Consider the following 16,696-nt stretch of genomic DNA (forward strand, 5'->3'; position numbering starts at 1 on the left):
CCACCGCGAACCCGCACACCCCACCCATCCGTACCCCTTTCGGGTTCCCTTCGTTGGTACATCGGGCGCACCAGCAGACAAAAGACCAGGCTGGTGCAGCACGGCCGCCCGCATGCCCGTGCGCCCGCACACCCGTACCCGAAGGACCCGCATGAGCACACTGCCGCCCCTCGCCGGAGGCGCCCAAGGCCCCGACGCCCTGCGGCCACTGCTCGCCACCGTCCTCGACGCACTCCACGAAGGCGCCACACGACGCGGCGGCCCCCTCCCGGCCGGCGGCCCCGACGCCGTCACCGCACAACTCCACGACCGCGTCGGCACGTTGCTGCCCGAGCACGGCACAGGACCGGACGACGCGCTGCGCACCCTCGTCACCGCCGTCGCCGAAGGCGCCGCCGACCCCGCCGACCCGCTGTGCGCGGCCCACCTGCACTGCCCCCCGCTCGCCGTCGCCACCGCCGCCGACCTCGCCGCCAGCGCCCTCAACCCCTCCATGGACTCCTGGGACCAGGCCCCCGCCGCCTCCGCCCTCGAAGCCCTGCTGACCGGCACACTCGCCCGCGAGACCTACCCGGACGCCCGCCGGCCCGACGCCCTCGTCACCACCGGCGGCACCGAGGCCAACCAACTCGCCGTCCTCCTCGCCCGCGAGACCCACGACGCCACCGGCCGCCACGGCGCCGTCCAACTCCTCGTCGGGGAGAACGCCCACCACAGCCTCGCCCGCGCCGCCTGGCTCCTCGGCCTCCCCGAACCCCTCGTCGTACCCGCCCCCACCGGCACCCTCGACCCCGCCGCCCTCGACGACGCCCTCACCGACCTCCCCGGCCCCCGACTCGTCGCCGCCACCGCCGGCACCACCGACGCGGGCCTCATCGACCCGCTCCCCGAGATCGCCGACATCTGCGAACGACACGGCGCCCGCCTCCACATCGACGCCGCCTACGGCGCGGGCCTCCTCTTCAGCGCCCGCCACGCCGCCCGCCTCCACGGCCTCACCCGCGCCCACACGGTCACCCTCGACCTGCACAAACTCGGCTGGCAGCCGGTCGCCGCCGGACTCCTCGCCGTCCGCGACCACACCGAGGCCCACGCCCTCACCCACACCGCCGACTACCTCAACGCCGACGACGACACCGAAGCGGGACTGCCCGACCTCCTCGGCCGCTCCCTGCGCACCACCCGCCGCCCCGACGTCCTCAAGACCGCCGTCACCCTCAAAGCACTCGGCCGCACCGGACTCGGCACCCTCGTCGACCACGTCGTCGCGGCAGCCCACCACCTGGCCCGCCTCGTCGACGCACACCCCGCACTGGAGCTGTACGACACCCCCACCCTCTCCACCGTCCTGTTCCGGCCCACCGGCGCGAGCGACGCCACCGTCGCCACCATCCGCCGCGACCTGCTCACCGAAGGCCGCGCCGTCCTCGGCCGGGCCCGCATGGACGGCCGCCTCTGGCTCAAGGCCACCCTGCTCAACCCGCACACCGAACCCGGCGACCTCGCCGCGCTCCTGAAACTGGTGGAAGGACACACCCCCCGATGAAGCCCGAGGCAGCCGCGTCCGGCCCGCACCCCGCCACCCCGCCCACCGAAGCACCCCGCGACCTCGTCGGCATCGGCATCGGCCCCTTCAACCTCTCCCTCGCCGCGCTCGCCCACCCCCTCACCGAACTCGACACCGCCTTCTACGACCAGCGCCCCGCCTTCCACTGGCACCCCGGCCTGCTCATCGACGGCGCCACCCTCCAAGTCCCGTTCCTCGCCGACCTGGTGACCCTCGCCGACCCGGCCAGCCACTGGACGTTCCTCAACTACCTCAAGACCCGCGAGCGCCTCTTCCCCTTCTACTTCGCCGAGCGCTTCCACATCCGGCGCGCCGAGTACGACGCCTACTGCCGCTGGGTCAGCGAGAACCTCCCCGGACTCCACTTCTCCCACCAGGTCGACGCCGTCCGCTGGAACCCCGAACGCAGCCTGTTCGAGGTCGACTTCACCCAGCTCGACACCGACGGAGAAGCCGAAGCCCTCGGCCGCACCTACACCAGGAACATCGCCATCGGCGTCGGCACCGAGCCCTACGTCCCCGAACCGCTCAAACCCCTCGCCGACGCCCCCACCGTGCCCGTCATCCACTCCGCCGACTACCTCGCCCACCGCGACCGCCTCCTCGCCGCCGACCACGTCACCGTCATCGGCTCGGGACAGTCGGGCGCCGAGATCTTCCTCGACCTGCTCCGCGCCCGCCCCGCGGGCCACGAGAAGATCCACTGGCTCGCCCGCACCGAGGCGTTCGCACCCATGGAGTACAGCAAGCTCGGCCTCGAACACTTCACCCCCGACTACACCCACTACTTCCACCAGCTGCCCGAAAGCGAGCGGGACCACCTCGTCCCCGCCCAGTGGCAGCTCCACAAGGGCATCGACGCCGACACCATCGCCGCCATCCACGAAGAGCTCTACCGGCGCACCCTGCACGGCGGCTGGCCCGACGCCACCCTCACCCCCGGCGTCGCCGTCCGCACCGCGGGACGCGTCGCCACCACCAGGATCGAACTCCATCTGGAGCACCGCCGCCAGGGCACCCGCTCCCGCCTCACCACCGACGCCGTCGTCCTCGCCACCGGCTACAAGGAGCGCCCCCTCGGCCGGATGCTCGCCGGACTCGACCCCTACCTCCGCCGCGACAGCGCCGAACGCCCCCGCATCGACGAACAGTTCCGCCTCGTCCTCGACAACAGCGTCCAGGGCGCCGTCTACGTACAGAACGCCGAGCGCCACACCCACGGCGTCGGCGCCCCCGACCTCGGACTCGCCGCCTGGCGCAGCGCCACCATCCTCAACACCCTCACCGGCAAGGACCCCTACCCCCAGCCCCGGCGCACCGCCTTCACCACCTTCGGCCTCACCGGACACGAAGACCGCGGCCCCCGGCCCGGACAGCACCAGGCAGGAGAGCGCAGCAAACTCGTCAGGCTCGTCGACTGAGAGGGAGTCCGCCACCCGGCCGGCTCCTCCTCCACGCCGGTGGCCGCGCGGGAGCTAGTCCTTCAGGGCCCACCCGAACAGTTTCCGCAGCAGTCGCCCGAGCGGCCCCGCGTCACGGACGGCAGGAGGTGGCGCCGCAGGCCCCTTCGGAACCGAAGTCTCCGTCCTGCGGGGCGAAGCGCGCGGGACCCGCGGGCCGGCATCTCGTGACTCCCAGTCCACCGCGGCCCCGGCCCGCCGGTCCATCCGGAACGTCTCCGTGGCCGTCGGCTCCTGTTCGGTGTCGGCGTTCCAGAAGTCCACGAACAGCGGCAGGCACACGTCACGACCCGCCATCAGCGGCCCATCGCCCGAGTCCGGGGCGAGACCGGCAGCCCGCCCCACGACGCCCTCGATCAGGGGCACCTGGCGTGAGTGTTCGTCAAGCAGCGGCGCACCCGGCGGCGCATCCACCCCGAGGTGCGACGTATTCGCCTTCCGCACCGTGAACATGACGAGAAGATCACCGACCGGCGTCCCGGTGACCAGCCTGTACCGCGCTCGTCCCGCCCCCGTGGGGTCGCCCCCCGCGACGTCGAAGAGGAGCCCCGGCAGTCGAGCGGCGACCAGGAAGTCCGGTGCCGCCACGACGGTGAACCCGACGCGGTGACCCCGGCAGATCAGAAAGGGCCAGAAGGCCTCCTCCTCGGGGGAGTCACCGTCAGGAGAGGCGGCTGGCGTCATGTCCCTGGGTCTCCTCGAACTTCCGCAGCTTCTGGACGAGCCGCAACAGAATGAAGTGCGCGGCCGACTCGTCATCGCGCACCGCGTTGATCTTCAAAGCCAGGATTCTGCGCTGCAGCTTCCTGGCATGTCGCAGACGTCGCCATGAGACGTCTCTGTTCCTGAATCTCGGCAGCCTGAGGGCGACGATCGCGGTGCCGAGGCTCACCGGGATGGTGAAGCGAGGCAGAGCCCTCGTCGTCGTGATGTGGTCCGCGACGCTCTGGAGCAGAGCGTTGATGAACTGCCCGAAGCTGCTGGGACCGGCCCCCTGACCCGTCTGGGGCGCCACGTCCGAGGAGGCCGCCCCACCCGACGACCGGCTCCGCCGCCGTTGCCTGTTCTGCTCCCGCAGGATGTAGTGCGCGCGCGCGAGCAGATCCGGCAGAACCGCGGCGAACGCCACCTCGACGTTGTACGGCTTGGGCGTCCTGTTCTCCAGCTTGCGAACGGTGCCCCCGCTGTCGAGGACGGCGAAATCGTCCCCGACCGAGCTGACGGGGATCAGCCGGATCCGCCCCGGCGGCACGCGCAGCCCGTGCGTGTCCCATTGCTTCCGGCTGTTCACGAGAGCGCGGAGCCCGTCGTGCAGGAGCAGCCTCTCCTTCACCGCCGCGAGGCTGTACGGCTCGGCCCCGGCCTGCAACAGGTCCCACTTCGTGATGACGAAATGAATCGGACCCTGACAGCCGTACATCAGATTCAGCATGTGCGGCAGGTCCTTGTCGAGCTCTTGACGGTCGCCGCGCATCATCGCGAGCACTTTCCGCCCGTCGAGCAGTCCGAGCAGCGCATCGGCATTCCTGAAGGTGTACTCCAGTTCCTCCTGCTCCGCACTCCCCAGCTGAGGCTTTGTCAGCCGCTCCCCGGAGTAGTCGACGTACTGCACGCGCATCGGCTCGAACTGCCCGTACGGGCCGCTGACCCGGCAGCCGAACTCCCACGTCGGGTTGGTCGATCCGTCCGTCGGCGACGGCCAGCCCTCGGTCGGCGAGGCCACCTCCTCGAAGGCTCTGATCAGTGTGTCGGCCTGGTGCCGGTTCGCGAGCGTGAGCTGGAAGTCGGGGTTCGCCTGCAACTGCGCCCACAGCGTGGCGAGAAAAACCGTCTTTCCCGCACCGGAAGGTCCCAGAGTGACCACCGAGTACGTGGGCGGCACCTCGTCCGGCACCGCCTCCGGCTCCTCCTCGGGAACCTCTTCCGCCATCGGAACCCCCGTACCGTCCGTGCGATCGCAGCACACAACATGCTAGGGGCAACAGCAACCCAACGGCATGACGAAAGGCCGGAGTTGGGGGACGGGTTCCATGCGGCAGCTGCCACACGGAACCCGTCCCCACTCAACCGCCCCGGCGCGGTCGACAGGCAGCCGCCTACGCGAACACCGGCGTCCCGTCCCGCGTCAGCTTCCAGTCCACCGAAGCGAAATCAGCCGGGTCGAGGACGCCCTTCGCCGTCACCCACTCCGCGATCCGCGTCCGGATCTCCGTCGACTCCGACCACAGCTCCTGCGCCGACGCCACGTGCGGGAACGCGCCACCACCGTTCGCCCGGTAGTTGTTCACCGCGAACACGAACTTCGCCGCGTCGTCCAGAGCCGCACCCTGGAACATCAGGTTCTTGATCCGCGAACCCGCCGGCTGCGCGATGTCGATGTCGTACGAAAGACCCGACACGTAGTCGTAGTTGTAGTCCGGCCGGTCGTTCGCGTTCGTCAGCTTCTCCACGTCGACGACCGCACCCGCCGCCGTCTGCACGAAGTACTCCGCCGAGTACTCCAGGTACGCCCGCACCTGCGCACCCGTCAGCAACTTCGCGACCAGCGTGTTGTCGTACACGTACAGACCCGACAGGTCCCGGATCGTCACATCGCCCGCCGGGATCTCCGACGTGCGCGAGAACGGCGACGCCTGCGACAGCACCGGCAGCGACGCGTACTCCGTCGACCTCAGCGCCTCCGTCACCACGTCCGCCTGCACCTTGTTGATCAGATCGATGATCGGCGCGTCCTTGTAGCGGGCATCGACGGTCGTCAGCGTCGTCGTCGCCCGGCCCACGACCTGGTTCACGTACGTCACGACCAGCGCGTGCTGATCCGCGAGCAGCTTCGTGATCTTCGGGTCGTCCGCCACCGAGTTCGAGTTCAGCAGCTTCGACGACGCCGACACCACCGTCCACCGGCCCTTGTCCCACTCCAGCTCGAAGTCGAACAGCGCGAGCCGCTCCGCGTAACACAGCGGCTCCGCCAGCACGACCTGCCTGCCGGTCCGCTCGTTCGTCACCAGCTGCTGCGCGATCTCCACGTGCGCGTGCCCGACCAGGATCGCGTCGATCCCCGGCACCTTCGCCGCCACGCTCGCCGCCGCGTTCTCCACGTACGGCAGCTGGTCACCCCACGACGACGTGCCCGACGCACCCGAGTGCGCCGACACGATCACCACGTCCGCACCCATCGAGCGCAGCTTCGGCACCCACTTCGCCGCCTGCTCCTCCAGACCGGGGAACTTCAGCACCCCCTGCACGTACGCCTTGTCCCAGATCGCGATCCCCGGGTTCGTCAGCCCCAGGATCGCCACCTTCACGTCCTTGCCGTGCGGCGTACGCATCGTCTTCATCACGTACGGACGGAACGCCGGCTGCTCCGTCTTCGCGTCCACCGCGTTCGCGCCGAGCAGCGGGAAACGCAGCTGCGACTCGAACTTGCGCAGCGTGTCGATGCCGTAGTTGAACTCGTGGTTGCCCAGCGCCGCCGCGTCGTAGCCGATCGCGTTCATCGCCTGCGCCATCGGGTGCACCGGCCCGTTCGCCGCCGTGATCGGGTCCACCCGCGCGAAGTAGTACGTCAGCGGCGTGCCCTGGATCGTGTCACCCGCGTCGATCAGCAGCGTGTTCCCGCGGCCCTTCTCCTTGCGCACCCGGTCCACCAGCGTCGAGATCCGCGCCAGGCCCTGCGCGTTGCCCGCCGCGTCCGCGTAGTCCGCGTTCTTGAAGTAGTCCCAGTTGAAGGCGTGCCCGTGCAGATCCGTCGTCCCCATGACCGTGAACGAGTACCGCTTCCGCTTCTTCGGCTTGTGCGCCGGAGCGGCCTCGGCGGCCGGTGCGACGACCGCACCGGTGAGCGCGGCACCCGCGCCCGTCGCGGCGGATCTCGAAAGGAACTTACGGCGGTTCAACGGCATCGCGGATCTCCCCTGGAGCAACGCTCGACAACAGATGTAACGCGCGTAGATTCTGGCCCCTCCAGCCGCCGTAAACCAGACCCGGAAGGTTTCGATCAGGTGACCTGACGTCGAACCCGGACCGCACCACGGCCCGGTGCGACAGTGGACCCATGGCCAACGACGACCCGAACACCGACACCACCGCCGTCCCCTACGGCACACCACAGGCCCCCCGCATCGCCGTCCGCGGCGAAGCCCACCTCGAAGCCGAACCCGAACTCGCCCGCATCGGCATCACCGTCACCGCCCGCGGCACCGACCGCCGCACCGCCCTCGACGACCTCACCCACCGCAACACGACCGCCCTGAATCTGGTGAAGTCCTACGGCGAAGCCGTGGAGAAACTCGAAACCGGCACCTTCTCCATCACCCCCGAACTCACCAAACACGGCCGCGGCGAACGCATCCGCACCTACCACGGCCGCGTCCACATCACCGCCGAACTCACCGACTTCACCGCACTCGGCGAACTCACCACCCGCCTGGCCGACCTCGACCTCACCCGCGTCGACGGCCCCTGGTGGTCCCTGCGCCCCACCTCGCCCATCCACGCCCAGGCGCGGCAGCAAGCCGTCCGCGAAGCCGTCCAGCGCGCCCGCGAATACGCCGACGCCCTCGGCACCACCCTTGCCGCCCTCGTCGAACTCGCCGACATCGGCGCCGAAGGCCGCGTCGCCCGCTTCGACCGTGCCATGGTCCCCACCTCCGCCGCCTTCGCCGGCCCCGTCGACGACACCCCCGCCGAACTCGACCTCGAACCCGGACGGCAACACGTCCACGCGGCCGTCAACGCCCGCTTCACCCTCCACCCGCCCACGCTGTGACACCGACCTGTGAGCAACGCATTACCCTCGGAAATCGCTCATCAGAGCACCCCGCCGCGCAAATTCAAAACTTGGCGGCCGTTGTCAATAACCCTTCACGCAAAGGTGGTTGAGTAGTCATACCCATCCAATTCTCTACCCACCGGTAGGGCCTAGGCTCGAAGCATGCGCCGAGCAAAGATCGTCTGTACTTTGGGCCCCGCCACCGACTCGTACGAGCAGATCAAGGCACTCGTAGAAGCCGGAATGGACGTAGCCCGCTTCAACCTCAGCCACGGCACCTACGCCGAACACGAGGAGCGCTACCAGCGCGTGCGAAAGGCCTCCGACGAGACCGGCCGCAGCGTCGGCATCCTCGCCGATCTTCAAGGCCCGAAGATCCGACTCGGCCGCTTCAGCGAAGGCCCCGTACTCCTTGAACGCGGCGACGAGTTCACCATCAGCGTCGAAGACGGCATCCAAGGCGACCGCCAGACCTGCGGAACGACCTACAGCGGCCTCGCCGACGACGTCACCCCCGGCGAACGCATCCTCGTCGACGACGGCAAAGTGAGCCTCGAAGTCACCGGCGTCGACGGCCCCCGCGTCCGCACCGAAGTCGTCGAAGGCGGCATGGTCTCCGACCACAAGGGCCTCAACCTCCCCGGCGTCGCCGTCTCCGTCCCCGCACTCTCCGACAAGGACGAGGCCGACCTCCGCTGGGCCCTGCGCACCGGAGCCGACATCATCGCGCTCTCCTTCGTACGCAGCGGCCGCGACATCGAGGACGTCCACCGCATCATGACCGAGGAAGGCCGCCACCTCCCCGTCATCGCCAAGGTGGAAAAGCCCCAGGCCGTCGACAACATCGAAGACATCGTCGCCGCATTCGACGGCATCATGGTCGCCCGCGGCGACCTCGGCGTCGAAATGCCACTCGAACAAGTCCCGATCGTGCAGAAGCGCGCCATCAAACTCGCCAAACGCAATGCGAAGCCCGTCATCGTCGCCACACAAATGCTCGACTCGATGATCGACAACTCGCGACCCACGAGGGCCGAAGCCAGCGACGTCGCCAACGCCGTCATCGACGGCACCGACGCCGTCATGCTCTCCGGCGAGACCAGCGTCGGCAAATACCCCGTCGAAACCGTCGCCACGATGGCCCGCATCGTCGAAGCCGCCGAAGAAGACATCCTCGCCAAGGGCCTCCCGCCCCTGACCGAACGCAACAAACCCCGCACCCAGGGCGGCGCCGTCGCCCGCGCCGCCGCCGAAATGGGCGACTTCCTCGGCGCCAAGTTCCTCGTCGCCTTCACCCAGTCCGGCGACACCGTCAAGCGCCTCTCCCGCTACCGCTCCCCGATCCCCCTGCTCGCCTTCACCCCGGTCCCCGCCACCCGCTCCCAGCTCAACCTCACCTGGGGCGTCGAGACCTTCCTCGGCCCCCACGTGGACTCCACCGACGCGATGGTCTCCCAGGTCGACGAGCAACTCCTCAAGATCGGCCGCTGCAAGAAGGGCGACATCGTCGTCATCACCGCCGGCTCCCCGCCCGGCGTCACCGGCTCCACCAACCTCGTCCGCGTCCACCACATCGGCGAGGACGACACCCCGAAGTAGACACTTCCAGTACGCAGTTGGGGCCGCACCCGAAGAACCACGGGTGCGGCCCCGCCCCGTCTACGGAGTCACGATCGCGAAATTCGGATCCGGCTTGTCCACGACGGCGAGCAACTTCTGCAACAACGACACATCACCCTCGACCCCGATGTCCCCCAACCCCTTCCCACCCAACAAGGCCAACAACTGCGCCTTGGTCATGGTGAGCGTGACCCCGGCACCCGGATCGCCCTCGGCATCACTCCGATACGTCAGCACACCGTTCTGCACCGTCAGGTGATACACCACACCGAGCGCCGGAAAACGCCAGTCCATCGCGATCCGCAGATCCCACGCCTTCGGACCATTGATCCGGATGGCCACCGAATCGATGAGCTGATCCACGCTCAACGCCATCATCATCGTCGGACTCACCGTCGACGACTCACCCCGCCGCACGCCCTCCGTCAGCTCCAGAGCACCCGTGAGATAGAAGTTTCGCCACACGGCGTTCTCCGTCGCATACCCCAACCTCGTGTACACCCGGGCCAGTTCGGACTTCGCCGCCCGATGCCCCGGATCGGCGAACACGACATGGTTCAGCAACGTCGCCGCGAACCGCAGATCCCCCTCCCGCGCGAACGCCCTCGCCTTCGCCACCGTCGCCGACCGCCCACCCATCGCCTTCACGTACCGCTTCGCCTCATCGACCGGAGGATGCTCCCAGAGATGAGCGGGATTCGCGTCGAACCACCCCATGTACCGCTGATAGATCCCCTTCACGTTGTGACTCAGCGACCCGTAGTACCCACGGTTCGCCCACCCCTCCAGCGCGGGCGGCAACTCGATCTCCTCCGCGATCTCCCGACCCGTCATCCCCAGATTGATCATCCGCAACGTCTGGTCATGCATGTACGCGTACAAGTCCCGCTGCTGCGTCAGCAGTTCGGTGATCTCGTCCCCGCCCCACGTCGGCCAGTGATGCGAAGCGAACGCCACGTCGACACGGCCACCGAACAACCCGATCGACTCGTCCAGATAGTGCGCCCACTCACGAGCGTCCCGCACCTGCGCACCCCGCAGCGTGATGACGTTGTGCATCGTGTGCGTCGCGTTCTCCGCCATGCACACCGCCCGCAGATCCGGAAAGAGGAAGTTCATCTCCGCCGGAGCCTCCGTCCCCGGCGTCATCTGGAACTCGATCCGCACCCCGTCGAACGTCTCGACCTGCCCGGTCCGCGTGATGCTCCTGGTCGGCGCGATCAGCCCCACCGTCCCCAGCGACACGTTCTGACCCAGACCGCAACCCACCTGCCCCTTCGCCGACTTGGGCAGATGCGCGCCGTACATGTACCCGGAACGCCGCGTCATCGCCGTACCGGCATACACGTTCTCCGACACCGCGTGCTCCAGGAACCCCTCCGGCGCCACCACGGGGACGTCCCCGGCCCCGTCCGGCAGCACGCCGTACGCGCCGCCGAAGTGGTCGACGTGCGGATGCGTGTAGATCAGCGCCGTGACCTTCTTGCCGGCGGCGTCGCGATGGTCCCGGTACAGCTTCAGCGCGGCGGCGGCCGTCTCGGCGGAGATCAGCGGGTCGATGACGATGAGGCCGGTGTCGCCCTCCACGATCGTCATGTTCGAGAGATCGAGCCCGCGGACCTGGTAGATCCGGTCGGTGACCTTGTACAGCCCCTGCTTGCGCACGAGCTGGGACTGCCGCCACAGGCTTTTGTCGACCGTGCCGGGCGCGTCCTTCTTGAGGAAGTCGTACGCGTCGTTGTCCCAGACCACCTTGCCGGCGGCGTTCTTCACCACGCCGGGCGTGAGGGCGGCGATGAAGCCCCGGTCGGCGTTGGTGAAGTCCACGTCATCGGCCTCGGCGGTGGCCTCGCCGCCGAGCCCGGCAGCGGGGCTCACCGCGACGGCAGCGGCGGCGGCACCGGCCGCTGCCGCGATGAAATGGCGCCGGTTGATCGGGCTCATGCGTACCTCTTCGCTTCGGGCGACGGGGGTGGGTGTGATCCCGAAGATCGTCCGAGGGCGACAGGCCGGTCAAGGCTTCCCGGGGGATTTGGGGCAGGTCCCTGGGGGTGGGGCGGGGCGCTGTGACGGGTCACATTGCGCGGGTCAGTGCTTGGGGCCTACGTGGGTGTCCATGAGGGCCACGGCTTCTTTGCGGGCGATGGAGATGTTCTGGCGGTTCGCCTGCTTCCAGGCGACGCCGAGCTTGTCGAGGGTATCGGTGAAGAGGCCGGTGATGTCGGCGGACAGGTTGGTGAAGAAGTACCGCGGGTACTCGTAGCGTTTCCGCTCGCCGAGGACCAGGCGGGTGGTCCAGTTCGTGATGCGGCAGCCGTCGGAGTGGACGAGACCCCGAATGAACTCCCACGGGTGAGCATCGACGATCTCCTGTTGCCAGGGTTCGAGCGCGATCTTGCGGTCGTGCTTCTTGCCGTGGCCGTGCTGGGGGAAGAAGCACGGCCAGTGATTGCTGTAGCAGGTCACGTACTGGCAGCCCTGGCGCTGTACCCGGAAGACCTTGTTGGCCGGGCGTACTGCCTGTATGGCTGCGGCGCATGCGTCGATCAGACCGGGCCACGCGTCGGCGCAGGCGATGCGGAGGAAGTATGTGCCGCGCCGGAGGTGGCTGATGCAGCCATCACCGAGGTAGAGGCCGAGGAGGTACGAGTACGCGGCCGAGTCCTCCGGGGCACGCGGCGCCCCGTCGCATCTGGGGCACGGGCTGGCCCGGTGCCGGCCGAGCGGTTCGACGCTGACCTGCCAGGACCGGATCGTGGCCCGCGAGATTCCGGTCTCCTTGCTGACTGAGTTCAGGCTGCGTCCCTGTTCCACCAGCGCCAGTGCTCGCTTGCGTGTGCTCACGTCGTACATGCGGGCAGCCTGTGAGATCGGTCGCTCCGACACGCAGCAAAAAGCGGATGTTCACGAGAACGTGAGCATCCGCTTGGGATCAAGAGCCTTCGAATCGAAGGAAAAGTGCTCCGGGTGGGACTTGAACCCACACTGGATCGTGTTTGAGACGATGGCCTCTGCCGATTGGGCTACCGGAGCTCCTGCGAATCGAAGGAGCGCCCCGACCCGCTGCTCATCCACCTTACCGCAGCTAGGTAGGCTCTTGGGAGCAGTACCCCCGCCCTGCTCAACCAAGGAGCGCCCCCGTGACCGCCCCCGAGTCGCCCCAGCCCGTTGACGCCGTCGACGACGACAAGTCGCACGTGCCTCCGCTGACGACCCGTGTCGTCATCGCCGAGGACGAGGCCCTGATCCGCCTCGATCTCAAAGAGATGCTCGAGGAAGAGGGCTACACCGTCGTGGGCGAGGCCGGTGACGGTGAGCAGGCCATCGAGCTGGCCCGTGAGCACAAGCCGGACCTCGTGATCCTCGATGTGAAGATGCCGAAGATGGACGGGATCAGCGCGGCGGAGAAGATCGCCGAGGAGTCGATCGCTCCGGTGCTGATGCTGACCGCGTTCTCGCAGCGTGATCTGGTGGAGCGGGCGCGTGACGCCGGCGCCATGGCGTATCTGGTGAAGCCGTTCAGCAAGAGTGACGTGGTGCCCGCGATCGAGATGGCGGTGTCGCGGTTCACGGAGTTGAAGACGCTGGAGAAGGAGGTCGCGGACCTCACGCAGCGGCTGGAGACGCGGAAGCTGGTGGACCGGGCGAAGTCGATTCTGCAGACGGAGTACGGGCTGACGGAGCCGGCGGCGTTCCGGTGGATTCAGAAGACGTCGATGGACCGGCGGCTTTCGATGCAGCAGGTGGCCGAGGCGGTCATCGAGGATGCTGCGGAGAAGAAGGCGGCGAAGGGCTGACCTTCTGCCCCTGTGCGGCCGTGTGTGGCCGTGTGTGGCCGTGTACGACGATGAGGCCCGCGCCCCGGTTGGGGTGCGGGCCTCAGTCGTGGGCGGAGGGAGAGGGGCTCAGTCCTCGCCGAGGTAGGCCTTGCGCACGGATTCGTCGTGGAGGAGGTCCTGGCCGGTGCCGGACAGGACGATGGAGCCGACTTCCATGACGTGTCCCTGGTCGGCCAGGGAGAGTGCGGCCTGGGCGTTCTGTTCGACGAGGAGGATCGTCGTGCCCTGGGCCTTGAGTTCGGCGATGGTGGCCATGATCTTCTGCATCATGATGGGGGAGAGGCCCATGGAGGGCTCGTCCAGCATGAGGAGTTTGGGCTGGGACATGAGGGCCCGGCCCATGGCGAGCATCTGCTGTTCGCCGCCGGAGAGGGTGCCTGCGGCCTGTTTCCTGCGTTCGCCCAGGATGGGGAAGAGGTCGTAGGCGCGCTGCATGTCCTTCTCGATGCCTGCCGAGTCCTTGCGGAGGAAGGCGCCGAGCTGGAGGTTCTCGGCGATGGACAGGCGGGGGAAGATCCTGCGGCCTTCGGGGGAGTGGGCGAGGCCCATGGCGACGATCTTGTGGGCGGGGACGCCGTTCAGTGGCTGGCCGTTGAACATGATCTTGCCGCTGAGGGGTTTCAGGAGTCCGGAGAGGGTGCGCAGGGTGGTCGTCTTGCCGGCGCCGTTGGTGCCGATGAGGGTGACGACCTGGCCTTCTTCGACGCTGAAGGAGATGCCCTTGACGGCTTCGATCTTGCCGTAGGCGACCTTGAGGTCTTCGACCTCGAGGAGTGCGGTCACTGGTCGTTCCCTTCCGAGGAGCCTTCTGCGGCGTGGACTTCGGCCGCTTCGACCTCTTGGAGCGCGGCGTCCTCGGGGGCGCCTTCGAAGGGGGTGCCGAGGTAGGCGGCGATGACGCGTTCGTCGCCCTGGACGACGTCGCTGGTCCCTTCCACGAGCTTTTCGCCCTGGACCAGTACGGCTACGCGGTCGCAGAGGTTGAAGATGAAGCGCATGTCGTGCTCGATGACGAGGACGGCGATGCCCTTGTCGCGGATGGCGAAGACGAGCTCCTCCGTCGCGCGGGTCTCCTGGGGGTTCATGCCGGCGGTCGGCTCGTCGAGGAGGAGGAGGCCGGGTTCGCTGGCGAGGGCGCGGGCGATCTCCAGCTTGCGCTGCTCTCCGTAGGGGAGGCTGCGGGCGAGGTGGTCGCGTTTGTGGGCGAGGCCGATGAACTCCAGGAGTTCCATGGCGCGTTCCTCGGAGGCGGCTTCGGCCTTCTTGAAGCCGGGGCCGCGCAGGAGGGCGGACCAGAGGCCTTCCTTGGTGCGGGTGTGGCGGCCGACGAGGACGTTCTCCAGAACGGTCATGTTGGCGAAGAGCCGGATGTTCTGGAAGGTGCGGGCCATGCCTGCCTGGGTGACCAGGTGGGGTTTGGGCGGGAGGACGGATCCCTTGTAGGAGACCTTGCCCTCGGTGGGGATGTAGAGGCCGGTGAGGCAGTTGAAGAAGGTGGTCTTTCCTGCGCCGTTGGGTCCGATGAGGCCGACGATCTCGCCTTCGGAGACGGTGAGGTCGACGGAGCGGACTGCGGTGAGGCCGCCGAAGCGCATGGTGACGCCGCTGGCTTCGAGGACGGTGTTGGTCATGGTGGTCACGCCCCTGCCTTGGTCGCCTTGGTGGCGCCGATGGTGCCTTCGGGCAGGCTCTGTTGTTCGGGGATGTCGAGTTGGCCGGTCTCGTGGAATTCGAGTTGGCGGCGGCGGTTGGCGATGATGCCTTCGGGGCGGAAGCGCATGAGGAGGATGAGGGCGATGCCGAAGGCGAGGAGCTCGTAGTTCTTGAGGAAGCTGAGCTTCTCGGGGATGAGGTAGAGCAGGCTGGCGCCGAGGAGTGGTCCGCTGACGGTGCCCATGCCGCCGAGGACGACCGCGGCGAGCAGGAACGCGGAGTTGGGCGGTGCGGCGCCGGCGAACTGGTAGGGGGTGGGGACGACGGAGTAGCTGACGTGGGCGCTGACGGTGCCGGCGAGTCCGGCGAGTGCGGCGCCGAGGGCGAAGGCGACGAGCTTGACGCGGAAGCCGTTGATGCCCATGGCGGTGGCGGCGGTCTCGTCCTCGCGGATGGCGACCCAGGAGCGGCCGATGCGGGAGTCGGCGGCGCGGGTGAAGACGAGGACGACGATGGCCGTGAAGACCAGCATCAGCAGGAAGTAGTTGGCGAACCGGCCGAGGGTGAAGCCGGCGATGACGTGGGGTTCGCCGAGGTTGAATCCGAGGATTTCGAGGTCGGGGATGTTGGCGATGCCGTTGGGGCCGTTGGTGATGTCGGGTCCGGAGGAGCCGTCGAGGTTGTTGACGGCGATGCGGAAGATCTCTCCGAAGCCGAGGGTGACGATGGCCAGGTAGTCGCCGCGCAGTCGCAGGGTGGGTGCGCCGATGAGGACGCCGAAGATGAGTGAGGCGGCCATGCCGACGAGTACGGCTCCCCAGAAGGGGAGTTGGGTGCCGGAGAAGCGGGAGTACTCGGATCCGGAGACGAGTGCGGCCGCGTAGGCGCCGACGCCGAGGAAGGCGACGTAGCCGAGGTCGAGGAGGCCGGTGAGGCCGACGACGATGTTCAGGCCGAGGGCGACGGTGGCGAAGATGAGGATGTTGACGCCGATGTTGGCGTTGTGGTCCTCGGACTGGGTGAAGGGGAAGACGGCCGCGGCGAGGAAGGCCATGGAGGTGGCGAATCCCTTGTGGCGGGCGTTGAGGGCGGAGAACCGGTCGGTGAGTCCGGCGGCGAAGACGGCCCAGGTGGCGAAGAGGACGAGCAGCATGAAGCCGCTGAAGGTCTCGCCGTATTCGTCGTCGGGGGTGCCGATGCCGTAGGTGAAGACGATGAGGCCGAGGGCGAGGCAGAGGGTGATGATGATGCGTTCGGCCCAGGCGGGGACTTCGTGGGCGGCCGGGATGTCGTCGGCCTTGGCGAAGTAGGACTTCCAGGTGTCTCCGGGGCGGGGGAGTGCGAGTGCGCCGAGGACGGGGAGGAGGCTGGCTATGGCTGCGACGTAGCCGCCTGGTTCGAGGTTGGCGAGGCCGCCGAGCTCGATGGTGATGGCGAGGACCGTGTACCAGGTGACGGCGAAGGCGGCCAGGGCCATCAGGAAGACGGGGCCGCCTGCGCGGGCGGGGTTGAGCCAGCGCAGTCCTCGTACGTTCCAGAGGGTGAGGGCGTAGAGGAGGGTGAGGATGCCGCCGGTGAGGGTGAGGAGCTGGAGGCCTGCGGGGTAGCCGGTGACGGTGAGGTCGCCGGGGAATTCGCTGGTCCAGGTCCAGGCGAGCATGGTGCTGGCCATGGTGGCGACGGCGCCGACGGCGATGAGGATGCGGGCGGCGCCTGCGGGGAGCGGGATGACCGGGGTGCCTTGGGCGCCCTGGGGGGCGCCGGTCGTTTTCGTGGTGTCGGTCAT

At 68.4% G+C, this 16,696-nt stretch carries 13 protein-coding genes and 1 tRNA gene; 5 read left to right on the plus strand and 9 right to left on the minus strand.

Annotated features, from left to right (window positions below; genetic code table 11):
- The first annotated feature begins 151 nt into the window (after positions 1–151).
- Together RBJ77_RS05855 and RBJ77_RS05860 are read left to right on the plus strand one after the other, a co-directional pair.
- Positions 152–1,546: an aspartate aminotransferase family protein gene (locus tag RBJ77_RS05855; protein ID WP_372343997.1), complete on the plus strand. Its 1,395-nt coding sequence runs from the start codon at positions 152–154 to the stop codon at positions 1,544–1,546.
- Positions 1,543–2,988 (plus strand): lysine N(6)-hydroxylase/L-ornithine N(5)-oxygenase family protein, encoded by a 1,446-nt coding sequence (locus RBJ77_RS05860; RefSeq protein ID WP_372343998.1) that lies wholly within the window; start codon positions 1,543–1,545, stop codon positions 2,986–2,988. The genes RBJ77_RS05855 and RBJ77_RS05860 overlap by 4 nt, the downstream gene beginning before the upstream one ends.
- A 54-nt stretch (positions 2,989–3,042) precedes the next feature.
- On the opposite strand, the gene RBJ77_RS05865 is transcribed toward RBJ77_RS05860, so the two are convergent.
- The 3 genes from RBJ77_RS05865 to RBJ77_RS05875 form a co-directional block, all read right to left on the minus strand.
- A complete protein-coding gene (locus tag RBJ77_RS05865; protein ID WP_372343999.1) occupies positions 3,043–3,711 on the minus strand; it encodes a hypothetical protein in 669 nt (222 codons plus the stop codon).
- Positions 3,689–4,957 (minus strand): hypothetical protein, encoded by a 1,269-nt coding sequence (locus tag RBJ77_RS05870; protein ID WP_372344000.1) that lies wholly within the window; start codon positions 4,955–4,957, stop codon positions 3,689–3,691. The genes RBJ77_RS05865 and RBJ77_RS05870 overlap by 23 nt, the downstream gene beginning before the upstream one ends.
- 166 nt (positions 4,958–5,123) lie before the next feature.
- On the minus strand, positions 5,124–6,929 hold the full coding sequence (locus RBJ77_RS05875; protein WP_372344001.1) for a bifunctional UDP-sugar hydrolase/5'-nucleotidase: 1,806 nt from the start codon (positions 6,927–6,929) through the stop codon (positions 5,124–5,126).
- Between the two features lie 152 nt (positions 6,930–7,081).
- Here RBJ77_RS05875 and RBJ77_RS05880 point away from each other — a divergent pair, with 152 nt between their 5' ends.
- Together RBJ77_RS05880 and pyk are read left to right on the plus strand one after the other, a co-directional pair.
- The gene (locus RBJ77_RS05880; RefSeq protein ID WP_372344002.1) at positions 7,082–7,795 is read left to right on the plus strand and encodes an SIMPL domain-containing protein; all 714 of its coding nucleotides are present in this window, start codon (positions 7,082–7,084) and stop codon (positions 7,793–7,795) included.
- 165 nt (positions 7,796–7,960) lie between these two features.
- Positions 7,961–9,397: a pyruvate kinase gene (gene pyk, locus RBJ77_RS05885; RefSeq protein WP_372344003.1), complete on the plus strand. Its 1,437-nt coding sequence runs from the start codon at positions 7,961–7,963 to the stop codon at positions 9,395–9,397.
- Between the two features lie 60 nt (positions 9,398–9,457).
- Here the strand turns inward: pyk and RBJ77_RS05890 are convergent, their stop codons facing one another.
- The 3 genes from RBJ77_RS05890 to RBJ77_RS05900 form a co-directional block, all read right to left on the minus strand.
- A complete protein-coding gene (locus RBJ77_RS05890) occupies positions 9,458–11,362 on the minus strand; it encodes an alkyl/aryl-sulfatase (RefSeq protein WP_372344004.1) in 1,905 nt (634 codons plus the stop codon).
- Between the two features lie 144 nt (positions 11,363–11,506).
- Positions 11,507–12,271, minus strand: coding sequence for a transcriptional regulator (locus tag RBJ77_RS05895; protein ID WP_372344005.1), 765 nt, complete (start codon positions 12,269–12,271; stop codon positions 11,507–11,509).
- Between the two features lie 106 nt (positions 12,272–12,377).
- A tRNA-Leu gene (locus RBJ77_RS05900) sits at positions 12,378–12,451 on the minus strand.
- A gap of 107 nt (positions 12,452–12,558) precedes the next feature.
- Between RBJ77_RS05900 and RBJ77_RS05905 the strand changes: the two genes are divergently transcribed.
- A complete protein-coding gene (locus RBJ77_RS05905) occupies positions 12,559–13,215 on the plus strand; it encodes an ANTAR domain-containing response regulator (RefSeq protein ID WP_255980387.1) in 657 nt (218 codons plus the stop codon).
- A 108-nt stretch (positions 13,216–13,323) separates the two neighbouring features.
- Here the strand turns inward: RBJ77_RS05905 and RBJ77_RS05910 are convergent, their stop codons facing one another.
- Genes RBJ77_RS05910 through RBJ77_RS05920 form a run of 3 tightly spaced genes read right to left on the minus strand, consistent with a single transcriptional unit; the run spans position 13,324 to position 16,696 of the window.
- A complete protein-coding gene (locus tag RBJ77_RS05910) occupies positions 13,324–14,040 on the minus strand; it encodes an ABC transporter ATP-binding protein (protein WP_255980389.1) in 717 nt (238 codons plus the stop codon).
- The gene (locus RBJ77_RS05915; protein ID WP_255980391.1) at positions 14,037–14,888 is read right to left on the minus strand and encodes an ABC transporter ATP-binding protein; all 852 of its coding nucleotides are present in this window, start codon (positions 14,886–14,888) and stop codon (positions 14,037–14,039) included. The genes RBJ77_RS05910 and RBJ77_RS05915 overlap by 4 nt, the downstream gene beginning before the upstream one ends.
- A gap of 5 nt (positions 14,889–14,893) precedes the next feature.
- Entirely contained in the window at positions 14,894–16,696 is a 1,803-nt protein-coding gene (locus tag RBJ77_RS05920; RefSeq protein ID WP_372344017.1) for a branched-chain amino acid ABC transporter permease, read from the minus strand.

Source organism: Streptomyces sp. KL116D (assembly GCF_030766975.1).
GTDB lineage: Bacteria > Actinomycetota > Actinomycetes > Streptomycetales > Streptomycetaceae > Streptomyces > Streptomyces longispororuber_A.

Bases quoted from the DNA above. Each gene is read 5' to 3' on its own strand.
- RBJ77_RS05855 (WP_372343997.1), top strand. From the start codon at position 152: ATGAGCACACTGCCGCCCCTCGCCGGAGGCGCCCAAGGCCCCGACGCC.
- RBJ77_RS05860 (WP_372343998.1), top strand. From the start codon at position 1,543: ATGAAGCCCGAGGCAGCCGCGTCCGGCCCGCACCCCGCCACCCCGCCC.
- RBJ77_RS05865 (WP_372343999.1), bottom strand. From the start codon at position 3,711: ATGACGCCAGCCGCCTCTCCTGACGGTGACTCCCCCGAGGAGGAGGCC.
- RBJ77_RS05870 (WP_372344000.1), bottom strand. From the start codon at position 4,957: ATGGCGGAAGAGGTTCCCGAGGAGGAGCCGGAGGCGGTGCCGGACGAG.
- RBJ77_RS05875 (WP_372344001.1), bottom strand. From the start codon at position 6,929: ATGCCGTTGAACCGCCGTAAGTTCCTTTCGAGATCCGCCGCGACGGGC.
- RBJ77_RS05880 (WP_372344002.1), top strand. From the start codon at position 7,082: ATGGCCAACGACGACCCGAACACCGACACCACCGCCGTCCCCTACGGC.
- pyk (WP_372344003.1), top strand. From the start codon at position 7,961: ATGCGCCGAGCAAAGATCGTCTGTACTTTGGGCCCCGCCACCGACTCG.
- RBJ77_RS05890 (WP_372344004.1), bottom strand. From the start codon at position 11,362: ATGAGCCCGATCAACCGGCGCCATTTCATCGCGGCAGCGGCCGGTGCC.
- RBJ77_RS05895 (WP_372344005.1), bottom strand. From the start codon at position 12,271: ATGTACGACGTGAGCACACGCAAGCGAGCACTGGCGCTGGTGGAACAG.
- RBJ77_RS05915 (WP_255980391.1), bottom strand. From the start codon at position 14,888: ATGACCAACACCGTCCTCGAAGCCAGCGGCGTCACCATGCGCTTCGGC.
- RBJ77_RS05920 (WP_372344017.1), bottom strand. From the start codon at position 16,696: ATGACCGACACCACGAAAACGACCGGCGCCCCCCAGGGCGCCCAAGGC.